We start from the raw sequence: 19299 nt of genomic DNA, 5'->3' as shown, positions 1-19299 counted from the left end.
CCGATGCCTCATAGGCTCCTCGCATGGACCAGGGCATGGAAGCGAAACTTGGCAGGGTCGTGATCACCGGAGTGGCGGGCCGTGTGGGCCCCACCGTGCGCGCCGCTCTCCACCGGGACGCCGAACACGTCGTTCTCGTCGACCGCGAATCCGTCACCGCGGACGGCGCGAACGAGACGGCCCTCAAGGCGGACATCGCCGACCTCGGCGCCCTGGCCAGATCCTTCGAGGGCGCCGAGGCGGTGGTGCACCTGGCCGGGCTTTCGGGCGAGGCCCCCTTCGCCGACCTGCTCGACACCAACGTCCAGGGGACCTTCAACGTCCTGGAGGCGGCACGGCGCGCCGGTGTGCGGCGCGTCGTGCTCGCGTCCAGCAACAGGGTCACCGGCAACTACCCGATCCACCACCACGTCTTCCCCGACGAGCCGCCCCGGCCCGACGGGCTGTACGGCGTGAGCAAGGTCGCGTCCGAGGCGCTCGGGCAGATGTACGCCGACACCTTCGGTCTGGAGGTCGTGGCGCTGCGCCTCGGCTCGTTCGAGGAGGAGCCGACCGAGACCCGGCACCTGGCCACCTGGCTCAGCCCGCGCGACTGCGCCGGATTCGTGCGGGCCGCGCTCACCGCGCCCAACGTGAGCTTCGTCGCCGCCTACGCGGTCTCGGCCAACGCCCGGCGCTTCTGGGACCTCGCCGGTGGGGAGAGCGAGCTCGGCTACCGGCCGGTGGACGACGCCGCGCGGTTCGCCGCGGGCTTCCCCGACGACGACCCCTTCTGGCACGGTGGGCCGCAGGGCGGCGCGTATGCCGGGCCGGACGCCGTCCTGCCCTACGTGCGGGACGAGTAAGGGCCCGCGGCCGGGCGGACGCCCGGCAGAGCCGAGCCGGTGGGTCCCGGCCGCGGTGGTGCCCCGACGCGACGGTCGCCGGTGCCGTGTAAGGTCGGGGAAGCTGTGGCCGCCGTCGGCCGAGCACCCCCTTTACCCGTGCTGACCGGCCGTGATCTGATGAGACGGGACTCTCGAAAGCCGAGTCCCGCCGACGATCGCGGTCCTGTCCGTGTGCACGGGGACGGAGCCGAGACGAATGAGGAAGAGAATCCTGTGAAGAGGGTCGAGCCTGAAGTCCACCTGGTCGCGCGTCCGCAGCTGGACTACGACGAGGTCGCCCGCTACCTGGCCGACGTCGGCGGGCAGAGCTGGCTGGAGCGGCTGGACCGCGGGGACATGGACTCCGCGCTCAACGACCCCCAGAACCTCGCGGAGTTCGCCGGACGCCTGTGCTACCGCTCCTGGGAGCCGGGTCTCAACCCCAACGTCACGCGGGTCCGCACCGACCAGGACAAGTACCTGGGCAACATCCTGGCCAGCCTGCACGGCTCGGTGCTGGAGCACGTCAGCTTCAGCTTCGTGCTGCACAACGTGAGTCGCGTGCTGACCCACGAGCTCATCCGGCACCGCCCCGGCGTGGCCATCTCCCAGGAGTCGCTGCGCTTCGTGCGCCTCACCGACCTCCCCTTCTGGTTCCCCGACTGGGCACAGGACGACCCGGAGCTGATGAAGCGCGCCACCGACATGCTCGCCCAGATGGAGGAGTTCCAGTACTGGATGGCCGAGCACTTCGGGCTGGACGACGAGGGCGTGAAGTTCGCGGAGAAGAAGCACAAGACCTCCTTCATGCGCCGCTTCGCACCCGAGGGCGTGGCCACCGGGCTGGTGTGGACCGCCAACGTCCGCACGCTGCGCCACACCCTGGAGGCGCGTACCGCCCCCGGCGCCGAAGAGGAGATCCGCCTCCTGTTCGGCAAGATCGGCGATGTCCTCAAGCAGGAGGCCCCGGCGCTGTTCGGCGACTACGAGGTCGAGGACGGCGCCTGGATCCCCAGGTGGCGCAAGGTCTGACCCGTCCCGCCCGCCGAGCGGCCCCGACCCACCGCCCCGCGCCGCCCGCCGGCCGCGGGGCGGCCGTGTCTTCGAGACGGGGACGCCCGATTCCGCCGCCGAGCGTCGGGGGCACCACCGGTCCGATCTGCGGCGCCGATCACGGGCGCGCAAGATAGCGGCGGAACCCCGGAGCGGTCGAACCGAAGCCGCACGACCGGTAGAAGAGGTGTGCTTCCGCCTCGTCGGCGGCCAGAAGCTGCACCTTGTAGCAGCCGTTGGACTCGGCGAGCCGAACGACGGAGCCCATGAGCCGTCGGCCGATGCCGCGTCGGCGGTGGGCGGCGGCCACGACGACGTTCTCCACGAGGAGGATCGAGCGTCCGCCGCGGGTGAGGTTGGGCAGGACCGTACAGTCGGCCGTGCCGACCGGTGTCCCCTCCTGGTCGGCGACAAGGACGGTGCGGCCCCGCTGGACGGCGATGTCCGCCCAGATCCGGTCGGCGGAGTCCTGCGGCAGCGGCGGGTCGTCCGGGTTCAGCTCACGGTAGAGCGCCAGTAGGCCGGGCAGGTCGGCGGCGACGGCCGGGCGGATGGTGAGCGCCATGGACCCGATGCTACGGGGGGAGGCGGTGGGGGTCACGGGCTGTCGACCAAGCGCGACTCCGCCGCGGCGATGCCGCGGCGGCATCGCCGGGCGACGTCCCGGTGGTTGCGGAAGCGTTCGATGACGCCGAAGGGGCGGAGTCCGGCGGTGGGGCCGCCGGCACCGGCGGCGACGCGCAGTTCCTCGCCGATGAGGGTTCCGGTGCGGTGCCAGCGCTCCCAGCGTTCGCGATCGGGGCTGTGGGCATGGGAGAAGGCGAACGCGGGCTCGCCCGCGCCTTCCAGGGGGGAGCCACCGCGCTCCCACAGGTCGGCCGTCGCACCGGGGTCCTGCGGCCACTCCCGGGCGGTGACGACGTCGACGCGGGGCAGGTCGGGGCGGGGGCCCCGGCCATGGGTGCCGCGCTCGTCGGGACGGACGAGGAGGGCGTCCTCCGGGCGGGAGCGGCCGGGGAGCTCGCGGACGTTCTCCACATCGGCAAGGGTGATCAGGACACGCGCCAGCCACCACCAGTTCTCGCGGCGCGCCATCATGCTGTCCGACCGAAGCCGGGTCGGCGGGTACTTGACGGCCTCCTGGTCCAGCAGGTGGTCGACGAAGCCCTCGCCCTCCAGATCGAAGCGGATGTCGACGCGTCCCGCGGCCACCATGGCGGGTGCGCCGCCGGGCCGCTCCCCGGTGACGGCGAACGCGGCCGTGCCCGAGGTCATGGTGTCGACCGCGGCGAGGTGGGCCAGCGGCAGCGCGACGCACGGGCGGTCGTCCCAGAGCAGCGGCACGACCGGGATCCCGGTGGGTCCGTCCGGGGCGATCCAGCACAGCTCGGCGGCCGTGGACCGCCGCCAAACCGTGATCAACTCACGCACAATGTGACCTTTAGGTGAGGAAAGTCTCATGCTAGGTTCAGGCGGAGCTTAACCGATGCATATCACCCAGCTGATGCAGGAGATCATCTTTCGGGCAACGGGCGGCCGCCCCGGCCGCGTTTCCGGCCCGGTGCCGATCCGCGGCCGACCTCGTGAGGAGCCTGAATGCCCGCAGTCGTCGTGTTGCTGGCCGTCCTGGCGGTCTTCGCGCTGGGCTACCGGTACTACTCCGCCTACCTCGCCGAACACGTCTACGCGCTGGACCCCGCGTTCGTCACGCCGGCGCACCGCTACGCCGACGGCGTCGACTTCGTGCCCACGAACAAGCACATCGTCTTCGCCCACCACTTCATCTCGGTGGCCGGAGCGGCGCCCATCGTCGGCCCGGCCATCGCGGTGTTCTGGGGGTGGGGGCCGGCGCTGCTGTGGGTGGTCCTCGGCACGATCTTCGCATCGGGCGCGCACGACTTCGGGTCGATCGTGGTCTCGGTCCGGCACAAGGGCCGCAGCATCGGCACCCTGGCCCGCGACGTCATCGGCAAGCGGGCCCGCATCCTCTTCCTGCTGATCATCTTCTTCCTGGTGACGATGGTGAACGCGGTGTTCGCCGTGGTCATCTCCGGGCTGTTCATCAGCACCCCGGAGGCCGTGCTGTCGGTGCTGGTGACCATTCCGCTGGCGATCGGCGTCGGCCAGTTCGTCTACCGCCGCCGCACCGCCGCCCTGCTGCCGTCACTGGTCGCGCTGGCCGTCGTCTACGCCTGCATCCCGCTGGGAGAGCGGTTCCCGATCACCGTGGACCCGCTGGCGCAGGCGGTCGGGGTCGAGCCGCTGACGGTGTGGGTGGTGCTGATCTTCACCTACACCTTCTTCGCGTCCCGCCTGCCGGTGTGGCTGCTGCTCCAGCCGCGCGACTACATCAACCAGCAGCAGATGGTGCTCGCGCTGGGCGTGATCATCCTCGGGGTGATCATCGGGATGAACACTATCGCCGCCCCCGTCGTCAACGACGTTCCGGCCGACTCGCCGTCGTGGTTCCCGCTGCTGTTCATCACCATCGCCTGCGGCGCGGTGTCCGGCTTCCACAGCCTGGTCTCCTCCGGGACCACCGCCAAGCAGCTCGACAAGGAGACCGACGCCCGCTACGTCGGCTACCTCAGCTCGCTCGGCGAGGGCACCCTCGCGCTGTGCTCGATCCTGGCCTGCACCGCCGGTGTGGTCGTCCTGGCCGCCGACCCCGCCGCTCAGTGGAACGTCCTCTACGCCGACTGGGGCTCCGCCCAGGACGGCCCCGCCGGGAAGTTCACCGAGGGCGTGGCGAACTTCGCCGGGAACCTCGGCGTCCCGCTCAACGTCGGCCTGGTCTTCGCCACCGTGGTCGTGGTCAGCTTCGCCGCCACGAGCCTGGACACCGCAGTGCGCCTGCAGCGCTACATCATCCAGGAGATCTCCGAAATCGTCGGCTTCAAGCCGCTGGCCCGCAACATCACGCTCGCCACACTGGTCGCCGTCGTCATCCCGATCTGCCTGGCCATGGTGCCCGGCGACTTCGCGCTGGGTACGCTCTGGCTGCTGTTCGGCACCACCAACCAGCTCACCGCGGGGCTGGCGCTCTCGGTCATCGCGGTGTGGGTCACCAAGAACGGCCGCAATCCGATCGTCATCCTCATCCCGCTGGTGTTCCTGGTGATCATGACCTCCTGGGCGCTGATCATCCAGCTCATCGGCTTCGCCACCTCCGACGATCCGCTGCAGGTCTTCCTCCTCGCCCCGCTCGACGCCGCCATCTTCGGCCTGGCCATCTGGATGGTCGTCGAAGCCGCGATGGCCCTTCGCGCGGCCTGGGCGCAGCGGACGGCCTCCGCGGCCGGTGGTGCGGCCGTCACCGGAGCCGACGCGACCGCGTCCGAGGGCTCCGCCGAGGGTGAGGAGAGGTAGTGGCGTCGGCGGCCGCCCCCGACCCCGGCGGGGCACCCCGGGGCGCCACGCCGGGCGGTCGTGCCGCGGCGGCCTGGCGGGGTGCGATCGCCGCATGGCGCCGCTTCGAGGCCGCCCACGACGCCGTGTTCGACGCCCGCTGGGGATATGCGCGGCGCCGGGAGGCCCGCAGGCAGCAGGACACCCTGCGGGCGCTGCTCATGCTCGACACGCTCGGGGTGGACAACCCGGTGGCCTATGAAACCCTTGAGCTGATCCCCTACATGGTCGCCGACCTGCATGAATGGCATCGGCGCACGGGGAGTGAGGAGTTCGGCGACGCCCGGGTGTGCTGCTGAGGGGCGGACCGGGCGGGTGGAGGAGAGAGGGCGGGGGAGCGTGGGCACCGACGCACGACGCGGGGCGGGTGCGGGCGTGGGCGTGCACGCCGCCGACGCGCCGATCACCTTCTTCGGCGGCAAGGGCGGTGTGGGCAAGACGACCATGGCCGCTGCCGCCGCCCTGGCGCACTCCGACGCGGGCCGCCGCACCCTGGTGATCTCCACCGACCCCGCCCACTCGCTGGGCGACGCCCTGGAGACCCGGTTGGGGGACCGGCCGCGGCGGGTGGCAGACGGGCTGTGGGCGGCGGAGCCGGACGCCGAGGCCGCGGTCCGGCGCCGCGTCGAGCAGGTCACCGAGGACGCGCACGCCGCGCTGCCCCGCGAGATCATGCCCGCGGTGCGCCGCCACCTCGCGCACGCCGCGGCGGGGCCCGGCATGGTCGAGTCGGCCCTCGCCGACCTGCTCATCGACGCCATGGACCAGGTGCCGGGGGAGTGGGACCGGCTCGTCGTGGACAGCGCCCCCACCGGCCACCTGCTGCGTATGCTCGACCTTCCCGCGCTGCTCACCCCCTGGGTGCGCGGTCTGGCGCGGCAGCGTGAGCGCGCCCTGGACGCCGACCGCTTCGCCGCCGACGTGGTCGGCGCCCGGGAGCAGGGCGACGCCGCCGAGGACCCGCTCCTGCGCCGACTGCACGAGCGCCGCCTGCGCCTGGAGCGCGCCGCCGAGCGCCTGCGCGGCGACGCGTGCGTGCGGCTGGTGCTGGTGCCCAGACGCATGGTGCTGGCCGAGACCGAGCGCGCCGCCGACCGGCTCGCCGGGGCGGGGTTCCGGCTGGGTCCGGCCGTGATCAACCAGGTTCCGGCCGACGCCGACGAGCGGGTGCTGGCCGCCGCCCGGCGCCGCTTCGCCGGGCAGGGCGTCGTCGAACTGCCGCTGGCGGCCGAGGAGCCGACCGGCCCGGAGCGCCTGCGGGCGCTGGCCGCCCGTATCGCCGCGCCGTGCGGCTGACCGGCCACGCCCCGCCGCGGCCGGTGCGGCCGTCGGCTCGGGGCCGCGGCCCGTGATCCTTCTCCCACACCCCGGTCCCGGGGCACCCCGCGCCCGGAGGGGATTCCGGATGCACGGTCGGCCTCCTCGGTGCCGTATTCCACCGCTGATCCCGTATGTCGGATATTGCGGTGGGTTCCGGTCATCCCTGATGGCGGCCGTCGTCGTGCCGCTGTCCGAGGCGCCGCCGGAGGTGGCGGCCGTGCAGAGTGGCACGGGGCACACACGTGGAGTACCCCCGTCCCAGGTAGGCTCGTCTTCTGGGTACTTCGGGAGGTGGGGTGGCGATCCAATCGACTCCGGCGGGCGACCGGATCTGGACGGTCCCGAATCTGTTGAGCGTGCTGCGGCTGATCGGGGTCCCTGTCTTCCTGTGGCTGATCCTGGTGCCGCAGGCGGACCTGTGGGCGCTGGGCGTGCTCGCGTTCGCCGGGATCTCCGACTGGCTCGACGGCAAGATCGCGCGGGCGTGGAACCAGGTGAGCCGACTGGGCGCACTGCTGGACCCCATGGCCGACCGCCTCTACATCTTCGCCGCGCTGCTCGGCCTGGTGGTCCGCGGCATCGTGCCCTGGTGGCTCATGGCGATCCTGGTCGTGCGCGACGTCCTCATCGTGCTCGCGCTTCCGGTGCTGCGGCACTACGGCTACGGACCGCTTCCGGTGAATTTCGCCGGAAAGGCGGCGACACTTTGCCTTCTTTACTCATTCCCCCTGCTGTTCATCGCCGGTTATGGCGGAATTGTCGGTGATGTGGCGAAAATTGTGGGTTGGGCGTTCGCGATCTGGGGAACGGCTATCTACTGGTGGGCCGGACTGCTCTACGCAGTGCAGGGTCTGCGTTTGATCGGGCAGACCCGACGGGCCGACCGATCGTCGGCGGCGGGCGTCGCGCCCGCGCCGCGAACGGCGGCCACGACCGGCGACTCCGGTAGTGCGCCCGGCGATCGGGCGGACGAGGAGACCCGTGCGCAACCCGACGAGGCCGCGCGTGCTCCGCGTCGCCCTGATGACTCCGGGCCACCGTTCAGCGACAGGAAGGGAGCGACATCCCCACCATGAATGCACGCCCAGGGGCTATTCGCCGCCATTCGACAGGGGTCTGGGGGTGGCCCCGGTGAAGGCCGTTGTGATGGCCGGAGGTGAGGGAACCCGCCTTCGGCCGATGACCGCGAATCAGCCCAAACCCCTGCTGCCCGTCGTCAACAAGCCGATCATGGAGCACGTGCTGCGTCTGCTCCGGCGGCACGGGATCGAGGACACGGTCGTCACCGTCCAGTTCCTCGCCACCCTGATCCGCAACTACTTCGGCGACGGCGAGGAGCTCGGGATGAACCTGAGCTACGTCGCCGAGGAGGTCCCCCTCGGGACCGCCGGCAGCGTCAAGAACGCCGAGGACCACCTGCGCGGCGAGCCGTTCATCGTCATCTCCGGCGATGCGCTCACCGATATCGACCTCTCCGACATGGTCCGCTTCCACCGGGAGAACGGCGCCATGGTCACCATCGGCCTCAAACGGGTCCCCAACCCCCTGGAATTCGGCATCATCATCGTCGACGACCAGGGACGCATCCAGCGCTTCCTGGAGAAGCCCACCTGGGGCCAGGTCTTCTCCGACACGGTGAACACCGGCATCTACATCATGGAGCCCGAGGTCCTCGACCACGTCGCCGCCGGCGAGGTCGTCGACTGGTCTGGCGACGTCTTCCCGAAGCTGCTCAAGGACGGCGCCCCGCTGTACGGTTACATCGCCGAGGGCTACTGGGAGGACGTGGGCACCCACGAGAGCTACCTGCGCTCCCAGGCCGACGTGCTCTCCGGCAAGGTCGACGTCGACATCGAGGGCTTCGAGGTGTCCCCGGGTGTGTGGGTGGCCGAGGGAGCCGAGGTCGACCCCGAGGCCGTGCTCAAGGGCCCGCTCTACATCGGCGACTACGCCAAGGTCGAGGCCGGCGCCGAGCTGCGCGAGTTCACCGTCCTGGGCAGCAACGTGGTGGTGCGCTCGGAGGCGTTCCTGCACCGCGCCGTGGTGCACGACAACGTCTACATCGGCAGCAGCGCCAATATGCGCGGCTGCGTCATCGGGAAGAACACCGACGTGATGTCGGGCGCCCGGGTCGAGGAGGGCGCCGTCGTCGGTGAGGAGTGCGTCATCGAGTCCGAGGCGTACCTGTCCAACGACATCAAGGTCTACCCGTTCAAGACCATCGAGGCCGGGGCGGTCGTCAACGCCAACGTCATCTGGGAGTCGCGCGGCCAGCGCTCCCTGTTCGGCCCCCGGGGCGTCTCCGGACTGATCAACGTCGAGATCACGCCCGAGCTCGCGGTCCGGCTGGCCAGCGCGTATGCCACCACGCTGAAGAAGGGCTCGGTGGTCATCACCTCCCGGGACGTCTCCCGGGCGGCGCGCACGCTCAAGCGCGCGGTGATCAGCGCGCTCACCGCCGCCGCGATCGACGTCCGCGACCTGGAGGTGGTGCCGCTGCCGGTGGCGCGCTTCCACACCTCGCAGAGCGGAGTGGCCGGCGGCATCAGCCTGCGGACCACGCCCGGCGACCCGCAGTCGGTCGACATCATCTTCCTCGACGAGCGCGGTGCCGACCTGTCCCCGGCGGCCCAGCGCAAGCTTGAGCGGGTGTTCTCCCGAGCCGAGTACCGCCGGGCCTTCCCCGGCGAGATCGCCGAGCTGTCCTTCCCCTCCCGGGGTGTGGAGACCTACTCCCACGAGCTGCTGCGGCGCATCGACACCGGCGGCGTCGCCGAAGCGGAGCTGAAGGTCGTCGTCGACTGCGCCGGAGGCTCGGCCTCCCTCATCCTGCCGTCCCTGCTCGGCCGGATCGGAGTCGACGTCCTGACCGTCAACAACCGGCTGGACGAGGGCTCGCCCACCGACACCCTGGCCAAGCAGATGCGCGACCTGCAGCGGCTGGGCGACCTGGTGAAGTCCTCCGGCGCCGACTTCGGCGTCCGGTTCGACCCGGTGGCCGAGCGGCTGTCCCTCGTGGACGAGAACGGCGAGCTGGTCGACAACGACCGCGCCCTGCTGGTCGTGCTCGACCTGGTGGCCGCCGAGCGCGGGGGAGGCCGGGTCGCGCTGCCCGTGACCACCACCCGGGTGGCCGAGCAGGTGGCCTCCTACCACGGGGCCGAGGTGCAGTGGACGCCGACGTCCACCGACGAGCTCACCAAGGCCGCCAAGGCCGACGACATCATCTTCGCCGCCGACGGGCGCGGTGGCTACCTGCTGCCCGAGTTCTCCCGCACGACCGACGGGATCGGCGCGTTCGTCCGCCTGCTCGGGCTGGTGGCGCGCACCCGCATGTCACTCAGCCAGATCGACCGCCGCATCCCGCAGGCGCACCTGCTGCGCCGGTCGGTACCCACGCCGTGGGCGGTCAAGGGCAGCGTCATGCGCGCCGTCGTGGAGGCCGCCGGCGAGCGGGAGGTCGACACCACCGACGGCGTCCGGGTCCTGGAGCCCGGCGGCGGATGGGCGCTCATCCTGCCCGACACCGCCGAAGCCGTCACCCACCTGTGGGCCGAGGGCCCCGACTCCGACACCGCGCAGCGGCTGCTGGACGAGTGGGCCGCCGTGGTGGAGCGGGCCGAGGGCTGAGGGTCCGGGTGTGCGGATCGGCCGGAGTCCCCGCGCGGCGACGCGGCCGGGACGCCGCGCACCGGAGACGGCGACCACCAGGGCCGCGGCGGCCCTGCCCGCCCGTGGGGCCACTTCGACGGGTCCCACGGGCGGCTCAGCCGGGCGTGAACGGCCCCGGCGCCCCGGGGCGCGCCCTATCACACCGGCGGGGTCCTCCTGCCGTTCACGGGCGGTTCATCCGCCCCGGGCCGCCCCGGGCCGCTCCGCCCGGTTCCCCGCGCCGCTGCCCGTAAAGCCCGCATGCGGCGCGGGGGCGGCTGACGACCGCCGCGGACCGGGGCACTGACGACTCCTTGGAACCGCGAATATGGTTTAGAGTCGAGTGTCCCCCGCACGGCCGTGCCGAACGGGAGTGTGGGGCCAAGGGATCGCGGGGGATGAAGCCTTGTAAGGAAGCGCGAGGTGAGCCGGGAACCCGACGCCGGTACCGCGGCGTTACCAGTGTTGGGTGAGAGGGCAGTCCGATCACCCGGCACCGAGACGACGACCAGCCGAATCAAGCACCGCCCCGTGCGGTAGGAGGCCGAGCCGACCTATGTCGAGCGTTTACTGCACGCAGTGCGGTCACGCCGTTGCGGATGATGCCCGCTTCTGCTCCTTCTGTGGTACCCCCATCCGTGCGGCGGGACAGGAGGCTCCTCGCGCCGGCGAGCGCCGCGACTCCGTCGGTGAGACCACGTCCACGATCTCCATCTCGGGGATCCAGGCCCTTGAGGCCGAGATCGACGCGGGCGACGAGCCTCCCACGGACCCCGCCAACGTCGACGCGCTCCCTCCCGGCACGGCGCTGCTGGTCGTCAAGCGCGGCCCCAACGCCGGCAGCCGCTTCCTGCTGGACAGCGACGTCACGACGGCCGGCCGCCACCCCAACAGCGACATCTTCCTCGACGACGTCACCGTCTCCCGTCGGCACGTGGAGTTCTTCCGCCGCGGGGACGGGTTCGGCGTGCGCGATGTCGGCAGCCTGAACGGCACCTACGTCAACCGCGAGCGGATCGACGAGGCGGAACTCGGTGGCGGCGACGAGGTGCAGATCGGCAAGTTCCGGCTGGTACTGCTGACCAAGCCGCGCCGCTGAACACGCCCGCGGCGCCGTTCCGCGGCCGCAGCCGCGGCCCCGTCCACTCCCGACGTGCGGCCCGCGGGCGGGCCGCGGCAGGTTTGCACCGCCCTCTGACCGGAGAGCCTTACTTCTAACCGTCACCGATGGTGCGTTTGACGGGGGATCCTCGGATCGTGTCGGCCTGACCGCCCGGCCCGCGGCCGCCTTCGGCCCCGGGTCCGCATCGGAGATCTCCGCTGTCGCGGTGTACCGTGAAAAGACGGATAAGAGCACGGATCAGAGCACATCCTGGCGAGTGCCCATCCGGCACGACGAGTCGTGGGACGGAGCCGCAGTGAAGCACATGGAGGTCGTCGGCGTCCGGGTCGAGATGCCCTCGAACCAGCCGATCGTCCTGCTCAAGGAATCCGACGGAGAACGCTACCTTCCGATCTGGATCGGGGCGGTGGAGGCCACCGCGATCGCGCTGGCGCAGCAGGGCGTCGTCCCCGCACGGCCGTTGACCCACGACCTGTTCCGGGACGTCCTCGACGCGCTCGACGCCAGCCTGACCACGGTCAACATCACCTCCCTGAGCGATGGCATCTTCTACGCCGACCTCGTCTTCTCCAACGGTGTCGAGGTGAGCGCGCGGCCATCGGACTCCATCGCGCTCGCCCTGCGCACCGGCGCGCCGATCTATGCGCACGACGACGTCGTCGACGAGGCCGGGGTGCCGATCCCCGACGAGCAGGAGGACGAGGTCGAGAAGTTCCGCGAGTTCCTCGACCAGATCACCCCCGAGGACTTCGGCCGCACCACCTAGGGCTGCGTTTCAGCAGGTGGACAAGGACTTACGAGATTTTCCGGCGTGAGGAACGGAGACGTCTGGGGCGCCGGTCCGATGCAGATCCGAAGCAGGACGGCCGGGAGGGTGCCCGGTACGGCTCCAGAAGCGTGTCCAGGACCGGCACAGGCGAGTGCGGGTCCAACTTCCGCCCGTTCCCGCAGAGAACCCTCCCAGGCGTCGCTCAGAGCGTCACAGAGCTCTTCGCGCATGGTGGGTGTGTGCGGGGGAGCAGCGGGCCCGCGCTGAGGAGGCCGAGTATCCCATGCGCTCGTCCATGAGCGGCGCAGGCGTCCGCGGCTCCTCCAGGAGTGTCCGGTGTGAGTGCCGCGACCCGTGGGCGGTCCGCAGCCCCGGGACGACCGGCGCCCAGCGTTCCAGCGACGCATCGCCCCCGGGAGTGACCCCGGGTCGAGGGGATCGACGAGTAGTCCATGATGTGCGGCGTCGTCCCTCGATTCGGGGCGCGTCGAGGAGACCACGCGGGCGCCGTTTCATCCTCGGCGCCGGCGGCCTCTTCGACGAGAGGCAGCAGGCGAGCATGTCCAGCGGTTCTCCTGAATGACCTCTCCCCGTCCCGGTCGGCGACGGAAAGCCGGTGCTCGTAGCGCCTGCGTGCCGCGGACCGCGGGCCGAGGAGGTCGCGGTCGGGGTTCCAGCCCTCCGACCGCGGCTGGTGACAAGTCGGTCTCGAATGTGCGCGGCGCTTCCCTGAGCGGAGAGCGACGCATGCGCCCTATGGCCGGTCAGCGGGGTGCTGCGTACATCAGCGGTAGTAGATGAACAGCAGCCACACCACCTGTCCTTGCGTGTTGAGTGCCCGCTGGCAGAGCCATCGGTGGGCACCCGAGTGCTGGTTGACGTAGGCGCGCCCGGTTTGGTCGCATCCGATCGCGGTCCGCTGCTGGCTATGGAAACGCCACTGACCGTCCGCGGCCATTGCCGTTCCCGCCATCAGCGGGGGACTTGCCAGCATCGCGACGGCGATTACCGCGATCATCGCGGCCCGCTTGATCAGGTTTCTGCGCATCGGAGCCCTTTCGGGTCGGGCTGCTCGAAACGCACACGTTAGTAACGGGAAGTACCCAACGCGATAGGGGGTCTGTGTCCGGAATCGGCCACCGGAATACGGGCTCCGGTAGTCGCGTCGCGACCAGAACATCGGGGCTGACCGCGGCTTCACCCGATCGAAAGCCAGTGCCGGATAGCAGAGGCCGGCCCGGTGGAGGTCGAGGTGCCCCGCGACCGCGACAATTCCTTCACCCCGGCCATCGTCAAGAAGCGCCGGCGCCGGCTCAACGGCGTCAACGGCATCGTCCTGTCCCTGAGCGCCAAGGGTCCGACCCACGGCGAGATCTGCGCCCACCTGGCCGAGGTCTACGGTGCCGAGGTCTCCGAGCGGACCGTCTCGGCCATCACCGACGCCGCCATGGAGCACATGGCCGAGTGGCCAAACCGCCCCCTGGACGCGGTCTACCCGGTGCTGTTCGTCGATGCGATCAACGTCGAGATCCGCGACGGCCAGGTCGCCGACCGCCCGGTCCATGTGGTGCTGGGGGTCACCGCCGAGGGCGAGCGCGACATCCTGGGGCTGTGGGCCGGAGACGGCGGCGAGGGCGCCGAGTACCGGGCCCACGTGTTCACCGAGCTGAAGAACCGCGGTGTGGCCGATGTGCTGATGCCGGTGGCCGACGGGCTGAAGGGCATGGGCGAGGCGGTGGAGTCGGCCTGGCCGCGCACCGTGGTGCAGACCTGCATCGTCCACCTGCTGCGCAACAGCTTCCGGTATGCCTCCCGCGCGGATCGGGAGAAGGTCGCCCGGGACCTGCGGCCGGTCTACACGGCGGCCACCGAGGAGGCCGCCCTGGAGCGCTTCGCGGAGTTCTGCGAGGCCTGGGGGCCGAAGTATCCCGGGATCGTCAGGCTGTGGGAGGACGCCTGGGCCGAGATGGTGCCGTTCCTCGCGTTCGATGTGGAGATCCGCCGCGTCATCTGCACCACCAACGCGATCGAGTCGATCAACGCCCGGATCCGCCGCGCGGTCAAGGCGCGCGGGCACTTCCCCAGCGAGCAGGCCGCGCTCAAGTGCGTCTATCTGGCGTTGATGAGCCTGGACCCGAAGGGGACCGGGCGGGCGAAGTGGAGCGCCAGGTGGAAGAAGCCGCTGAACGCCTTCGATCTGGCGTTCGATGGCCGGTTGACCGCGACACGCCGCTGACCAGGAGAAACATCGACACCGATAGATCGGCAGCCCCCGAATCGGCGCCGCCGGCCGCGGGTCGCGGGTAGCGGAGAGGCAGCGGACCCGGTCGGCGGCACGCGGCGGCCGTGCCGCGTTCTGTCGGTGGGCTCCGGGACGATGGTCATCGGCGGACGACCGCCGGCGGCATCCGCGGCGGGCGGGCCGCCACCGACAGGGAGGTAGGCATGCGCCGGACGGACGAAGAGGTCATCCCGATCCTGCGTGTCGCCGACGCCGCGGCGTCGGCCGCGTGGTACGGGCGGCTGGGCTTCGCCATGGAGTGGGAACATCGCTTCGAACCGGGATCCCCCGCGTTCGTCGAGGTCGCCCGGGGCCGGGCTCGGCTGTTCCTATCGGAGCACACGGGCGACGCCCGCCCCGACACGCTGGTGTACCTGCGGATCCGCGAGGTGGACGCTGTCGCCGCGGAGTTCGGCATGCGCCCGGAGGACCGGCCCTGGGCGCGCGAGGTCGAACTGAGTGACCCGGACGGCAACCGCGTGCGGATCGGCACGCCCGCGGAGTGACCCGGCGGCATGCGGCCCCGGTCCCACCGCCCGCGCCGGCTGTCGGTGGGGCTGTTCCGCGGCCGGTTGCGGATGGGCGGCGGGGGCGGCACAGAACAGCCGAAGAGGTTCCACGACGCGCCGATGGGTGTCGTTGACGCTGTCCATCCGACCGGCTTACCTTCATTGTCGAAGGAACCCGCGGCGCACCCTTCGACCCCCTGTCAAACCGCCGTGGGCCGAGGAGCCGGAGGTTCGGCGGTGGCGGTTACGAGCGGCAAGCGGCAAGCCTCCGGTCTCACGCGCTCAGCGCTGCGGCGGGCCGGGGAGCAGGGCCTGCTGTGTGAAGAGGACGTGGTGGCGCTGCCTATGGACGTCGGCTATCGCGGCCCAACGGCATGTGCGGCCGCCGGAATCACCTACCGCCAGCTCGACTACTGGGCGAGAACCGGGCTGGTGGGTCCGAGCGTGCGCCAGGACGACGGGCGCGGCGGACCGCCCCTCTACAGTGTGCGCGACATCCTCATCCTCAAGGTCGTCAAACGCCTGATCGACACGGGCATCTCCGTGCAGCAGATCCGGACCGCCGTGGAGCACCTCCGGCGCCGCGATACGGCCGACATCGCCCAGATCACCCTGATGAGCGACGGCATCAGCGTGTACGAGTGCACCACGCCCGACGAGGTCGTCGAGCTGCTCCAGCGGGGGCAGGGCGTGTTCGGGATCGCCCTGGGCCGGGTCTGGCGCGAGGTCGAGGGCCGCCTGAGCGAACTTCCCGGTGAGCACCTGCCGCAGCCCGCGGACGCCCACCCGGGCGACGAACTCGCGCGCCGCCGCCGCGAGCGCCGCATCGGCTGAATCGGCCCCGGTCGCGCGCCCGGGGCGGCAGGGAGGCCCGGTTCGCCCGTCCCCGGCCCACCCCCGGTACGCTGCCGGGACGCCGGTGGCGCCCGCGGTCCAGGGGCGCCCGTAGGCCGTCGGCCGCGACCAGGGAGGGGCAGCGCTGCGCGACTCGCCACGGTTTAGTACGGTTTGAGGGAACGCAGGGGTACCGTACTCACGGTCCGCCGTCAGGGTCCGCACGGACACGCCCGATGGACTCCGTCCGTGAGTCGGCCGGTGCGTGGTGCCCGTGGGCGCCGTCCACCGGAAGGGCCCGTACAACACACCGCACAACAGCACAGGACCGGACCGTAGATACCACGCGGGAGAGACCCCCGACAGGGGCGCCGACGGGGCAATACTCCCCAGTAACCTCTCAGGCACCAGGGACCGCGTGGAGGAGGCCACTCTGGAGCGGCAGGCGCTTCTGCCGCCTGCGCCGCGCACTGCGCGGTCCCGCGTGACAGAGGGGGAGACCACATAGGAGCAGCCGCGAGATCGGCTACTGCGACCAGGAGGTCTCCATGCCGGAGCAGCCCACCCATGAGAACGCCACGGGGGGAGCGCCCGCGCGCGTCTTCGCCGACCGGCACATCGGCCCGGACCCCGTGGAAATCGAGCACATGCTCGCAACGGTGGGCTTCGGCTCCACCGCCGAGCTGATGGCCGCGGCCGTCCCGGAGAGCATCCTCAGCACGCCGGGCGGCCCCGCCCCGCTGCGGCTCCCCGAGGCCGCCGGTGAGACCGCCGCGCTGGCCGAGCTGCGCGCCCTCGCCGACCGCAACCAGGTCCTCACCTCGATGATCGGGCGCGGCTACTACGGCACGATCACCCCGCCGGTGATCCTGCGCAACATCCTGGAGAACCCCGCCTGGTACACGGCCTACACCCCTTACCAGCCCGAGATCTCCCAGGGGCGCCTCGAAGCGCTGCTGAACTTCCAGACGATGGTCGGTGACCTCACCGGGCTCCCGGTCTCCGGGGCGTCGCTGCTGGACGAGGCGACCGCAGCCGGCGAGGCCATGACGCTCGCCCGGCGTGCGACCCGCGGCAAGGCCGCCGCCTTCATCGTCGACTCCGACGTGTTCCCGCAGACGCTGTCGGTGCTGCGCACCCGCGCCGAGCCGCTCGGCATCGACATCGTCGTCGCCGACCTGGCCGAGGGCCTGCCCGACGTCGAGGCGTTCGGCGTGCTCGTGCAGTACCCCGCCGCGAGCGGTGCCGTGCGCGACCCGCGGCCCGTCATCGAGGCCGCGCACGAGCGCGGCGCCCAGGCCGTCGTGGCCGCCGACATCCTCGCCCTGACCATGCTGCGCAGCCCCGGGGAGCTGGGCGCCGACATCGCCGTCGGGTCCACCCAGCGGTTCGGTGTCCCCATGGGCTTCGGCGGACCGCACGCCGGCTACATGTCGGTGCGCGAGGGCCTGCAGCGCCAGCTGCCCGGCCGCCTCGTCGGCGTATCGGTGGACAACGCGGGCAAGCCCGCCTACCGCCTCGCCCTGCAGACCCGCGAGCAGCACATCCGCAGGGAGAAGGCCACCAGCAACATCTGCACGGCCCAGGTCCTGCTGGCCGTCATGGCCGGGATGTACGCCGTCTACCACGGCCCGCAGGGGCTGCGCGCGATCGCCGAGGACGTGCACCGCGGCACCGTGCGGCTCGCCGAAGGGCTGCGCGCCCGCGGCTTCGAGGTGCTGCACTCCGACTTCTTCGACACCCTGCGGGTGCGGGTGCGGGGCGGCGCCGACGGCGTCGTCGCGGCCGCCCGCGACAACGGCGTGAACCTGCTGCGCGTCTCCGACGACGTCGTCGGCATCTCCTGTGACGAGACCACCACCGGCGACGACCTGGCCGCGGTGCTCGCGGCGTTCGGCGGCAAGGAGGGCGGCGGCGCGGACCAGAGGGCGGCCGTCGCCCTGCCGGAGGGGCTGCGCCGCGGCGTGGACTACCTCGACCATCCGGTCTTCAGCACCCACCGCAGCGAGACCTCGCTGCTGCGCTACATGCGGCGGCTGGCCGACAAGGACCTCGCGCTGGACCGCAGCATGATCCCGCTGGGCTCGTGCACGATGAAGCTCAACGCCACCGCCGAGATGGAGTCGATCACCTGGCCGGAGTTCGCCGGGCTGCACCCCTTCGCTCCCCTGGAGCAGGCGGCCGGAACCGTCGCCCTGGTGCGCGACCTGGAGAAGTGGCTCGCCGAGGTCACCGGGTATGACGCAGTGTCGCTGCAGCCCAATGCCGGTTCGCAGGGGGAGCTCGCCGGGCTGCTGGCCATCCGCGGCTACCACCGCGACCGCGGCGAGGCCCGGCGCGACGTCTGTCTGATCCCCAGCTCCGCCCACGGCACCAACGCGGCCAGCGCGGTGATGGCGGGCATGCGGGTGGCCGTCGTGGCGTGCGACGCGGGCGGCAACGTCGACCTGGGCGACCTGCGCGCCAAGATCGACAGGCACGGCGGCGAGCTGGCCGCGCTGATGGTGACCTACCCCTCCACGCACGGCGTCTACGAGGACACCATCACCGAGGTGTGCCGCCTGGTGCACGAGGCCGGGGGGCAGGTCTACGTCGACGGGGCCAACCTCAACGCGCTGCTCGGCTGGGCCAAGCCCGGTGAGTTCGGCGCCGACGTCAGCCACCTCAACCTGCACAAGACCTTCTGCATCCCGCACGGGGGCGGCGGTCCGGGGGTCGGCCCGGTGGCGGTGCGCTCGCACCTGGCCGGGTTCCTGCCCAACCACCCCGGCCAGCCCGACGCGGGGCCGCACACCGGCGTCGGCCCGGTCTCGGCGGCACCGTTCGGCTCGGCCGGGATCCTGCCGATCTCCTGGGCCTACATCCGGATGATGGGCGAGCAGGGGCTGCGCTCGGCCACCGAGGTGGCGGTGCTCAGCGCCAACTACGTGGCCAAGAGGCTGGAGCCCCACTACCCGGTGCTCTACACGGGAAAGGGCGGGCTCGTCGCCCACGAGTGCATCATCGACATCCGCGACCTGGCCAAGAAGACCGGCATCACCAACGAGGACGTGGCCAAGCGGCTCATCGACTACGGCTTCCACGCCCCGACGATGTCGTTCCCGGTGGCCGGGACGCTGATGGTGGAGCCCACGGAGAGCGAGAACCTCGAAGAGCTCGACCGCTTCATCGATGCGATGATCGCCGTCCGCGGTGAGATCGACCGGGTAGCCGACGGCAGCTACGACGCCGAGGACAACCCGTTGAAGAACGCCCCGCACACCGCCGAGGCGCTCACCGTCGACGACTGGAAGCACGCCTACTCCCGCGGTGAGGGCGGCTACCCCGTGCCGGAGCTGAGGCTGAACAAGTACTGGTCGCCGGTCGGGCGCATCGACCAGGCCTACGGCGACCGCAACCTGGTCTGCGCCTGCCCGCCGCCCGAGGCCTTCGAGGTCTAGGGTCCACGGCTCCGGGGCCGATCCGGGGAGCTCGTCGGCGTGGCG

Annotated in this window: 15 protein-coding genes, 1 pseudogene and 1 riboswitch; of the genes and pseudogenes, 13 read left to right on the top strand and 3 right to left on the bottom strand. The window is 71.5% G+C overall.

Features of this window, described 5'->3' with window-relative positions; translation table 11 throughout:
* Nucleotides 1-35 precede the first annotated feature (35 nt).
* Together HNR23_RS10725 and thyX are read left to right on the top strand one after the other, a co-directional pair.
* Nucleotides 36-845, top strand: coding sequence for an NAD-dependent epimerase/dehydratase family protein (locus HNR23_RS10725; protein ID WP_246421705.1), 810 nt, complete (start codon nucleotides 36-38; stop codon nucleotides 843-845).
* A 255-nt stretch (nucleotides 846-1100) separates the two neighbouring features.
* Nucleotides 1101-1898, top strand: a complete 798-nt coding sequence (gene thyX, locus HNR23_RS10720; protein ID WP_184075435.1) for an FAD-dependent thymidylate synthase — start codon at nucleotides 1101-1103, stop codon at nucleotides 1896-1898.
* Nucleotides 1899-2037: 139 nt separating this feature from the next.
* Here thyX and HNR23_RS10715 read toward each other — a convergent pair whose 3' ends face one another.
* On the bottom strand, nucleotides 2038-2484 hold the full coding sequence (locus HNR23_RS10715; protein WP_184075434.1) for a GNAT family N-acetyltransferase: 447 nt from the start codon (nucleotides 2482-2484) through the stop codon (nucleotides 2038-2040).
* Between the two features lie 32 nt (nucleotides 2485-2516).
* Nucleotides 2517-3350 (bottom strand): hypothetical protein, encoded by an 834-nt coding sequence (locus HNR23_RS10710; protein ID WP_184075433.1) that lies wholly within the window; start codon nucleotides 3348-3350, stop codon nucleotides 2517-2519.
* Nucleotides 3351-3515: 165 nt separating this feature from the next.
* Between HNR23_RS10710 and HNR23_RS10705 the strand changes: the two genes are divergently transcribed.
* The 7 genes from HNR23_RS10705 (at nucleotide 3516) to HNR23_RS10675 (ending at nucleotide 12187) form a co-directional block, all read left to right on the top strand.
* Nucleotides 3516-5288 carry a carbon starvation CstA family protein gene (locus tag HNR23_RS10705; protein ID WP_184075432.1) on the top strand — a complete coding sequence of 591 codons (1773 nt, stop codon included), beginning with the start codon at nucleotides 3516-3518 and terminating at the stop codon, nucleotides 5286-5288.
* Nucleotides 5288-5626 carry a cory-CC-star protein gene (locus HNR23_RS10700; RefSeq protein ID WP_394353764.1) on the top strand — a complete coding sequence of 113 codons (339 nt, stop codon included), beginning with the start codon at nucleotides 5288-5290 and terminating at the stop codon, nucleotides 5624-5626. The genes HNR23_RS10705 and HNR23_RS10700 overlap by 1 nt, the downstream gene beginning before the upstream one ends.
* A 40-nt stretch (nucleotides 5627-5666) precedes the next feature.
* Nucleotides 5667-6623 carry an ArsA family ATPase gene (locus HNR23_RS10695; protein WP_343070513.1) on the top strand — a complete coding sequence of 319 codons (957 nt, stop codon included), beginning with the start codon at nucleotides 5667-5669 and terminating at the stop codon, nucleotides 6621-6623.
* Nucleotides 6624-6949: 326 nt separating this feature from the next.
* Nucleotides 6950-7723 (top strand): CDP-alcohol phosphatidyltransferase family protein, encoded by a 774-nt coding sequence (locus HNR23_RS10690; RefSeq protein WP_394353819.1) that lies wholly within the window; start codon nucleotides 6950-6952, stop codon nucleotides 7721-7723.
* A gap of 55 nt (nucleotides 7724-7778) precedes the next feature.
* On the top strand, nucleotides 7779-10277 hold the full coding sequence (locus HNR23_RS10685; RefSeq protein ID WP_184075429.1) for a sugar phosphate nucleotidyltransferase: 2499 nt from the start codon (nucleotides 7779-7781) through the stop codon (nucleotides 10275-10277).
* A 577-nt stretch (nucleotides 10278-10854) separates the two neighbouring features.
* Nucleotides 10855-11397: an FHA domain-containing protein gene (locus tag HNR23_RS10680; RefSeq protein ID WP_184075428.1), complete on the top strand. Its 543-nt coding sequence runs from the start codon at nucleotides 10855-10857 to the stop codon at nucleotides 11395-11397.
* Between the two features lie 319 nt (nucleotides 11398-11716).
* Nucleotides 11717-12187: a bifunctional nuclease domain-containing protein gene (locus HNR23_RS10675; RefSeq protein ID WP_184075427.1), complete on the top strand. Its 471-nt coding sequence runs from the start codon at nucleotides 11717-11719 to the stop codon at nucleotides 12185-12187.
* A 787-nt stretch (nucleotides 12188-12974) separates the two neighbouring features.
* Here HNR23_RS10675 and HNR23_RS10670 read toward each other — a convergent pair.
* Nucleotides 12975-13238 carry a hypothetical protein gene (locus HNR23_RS10670; protein ID WP_184075426.1) on the bottom strand — a complete coding sequence of 88 codons (264 nt, stop codon included), beginning with the start codon at nucleotides 13236-13238 and terminating at the stop codon, nucleotides 12975-12977.
* Nucleotides 13239-13418: 180 nt separating this feature from the next.
* Between HNR23_RS10670 and HNR23_RS10665 the strand changes: the two are divergent.
* From HNR23_RS10665 to gcvP, 4 genes and pseudogenes are all read left to right on the top strand, one after another.
* Nucleotides 13419-14426 (top strand): annotated as a pseudogene (locus HNR23_RS10665) (IS256 family transposase); the annotation flags it as partial.
* Nucleotides 14427-14635: 209 nt separating this feature from the next.
* The gene (locus HNR23_RS10660; protein WP_184075425.1) at nucleotides 14636-14977 is read left to right on the top strand and encodes a glyoxalase superfamily protein; all 342 of its coding nucleotides are present in this window, start codon (nucleotides 14636-14638) and stop codon (nucleotides 14975-14977) included.
* A 240-nt stretch (nucleotides 14978-15217) separates the two neighbouring features.
* Nucleotides 15218-15814 carry a MerR family transcriptional regulator gene (locus tag HNR23_RS10655; protein ID WP_184075424.1) on the top strand — a complete coding sequence of 199 codons (597 nt, stop codon included), beginning with the start codon at nucleotides 15218-15220 and terminating at the stop codon, nucleotides 15812-15814.
* 337 nt (nucleotides 15815-16151) lie between these two features.
* A riboswitch (glycine riboswitch) is annotated at nucleotides 16152-16241 on the top strand.
* 121 nt (nucleotides 16242-16362) lie between these two features.
* The gene (gcvP, locus tag HNR23_RS10650) at nucleotides 16363-19254 is read left to right on the top strand and encodes an aminomethyl-transferring glycine dehydrogenase (RefSeq protein WP_184075423.1); all 2892 of its coding nucleotides are present in this window, start codon (nucleotides 16363-16365) and stop codon (nucleotides 19252-19254) included.
* Nucleotides 19255-19299 lie beyond the last annotated feature (45 nt).

Source organism: Nocardiopsis mwathae, from assembly GCF_014201195.1.
Taxonomy (GTDB): Bacteria; Actinomycetota; Actinomycetes; order Streptosporangiales; family Streptosporangiaceae; genus Nocardiopsis_C; species Nocardiopsis_C mwathae.
The sequence above is the reverse complement of the archived record's forward strand: the minus strand, read 5'-3'. Positions and strand labels throughout refer to the sequence as shown.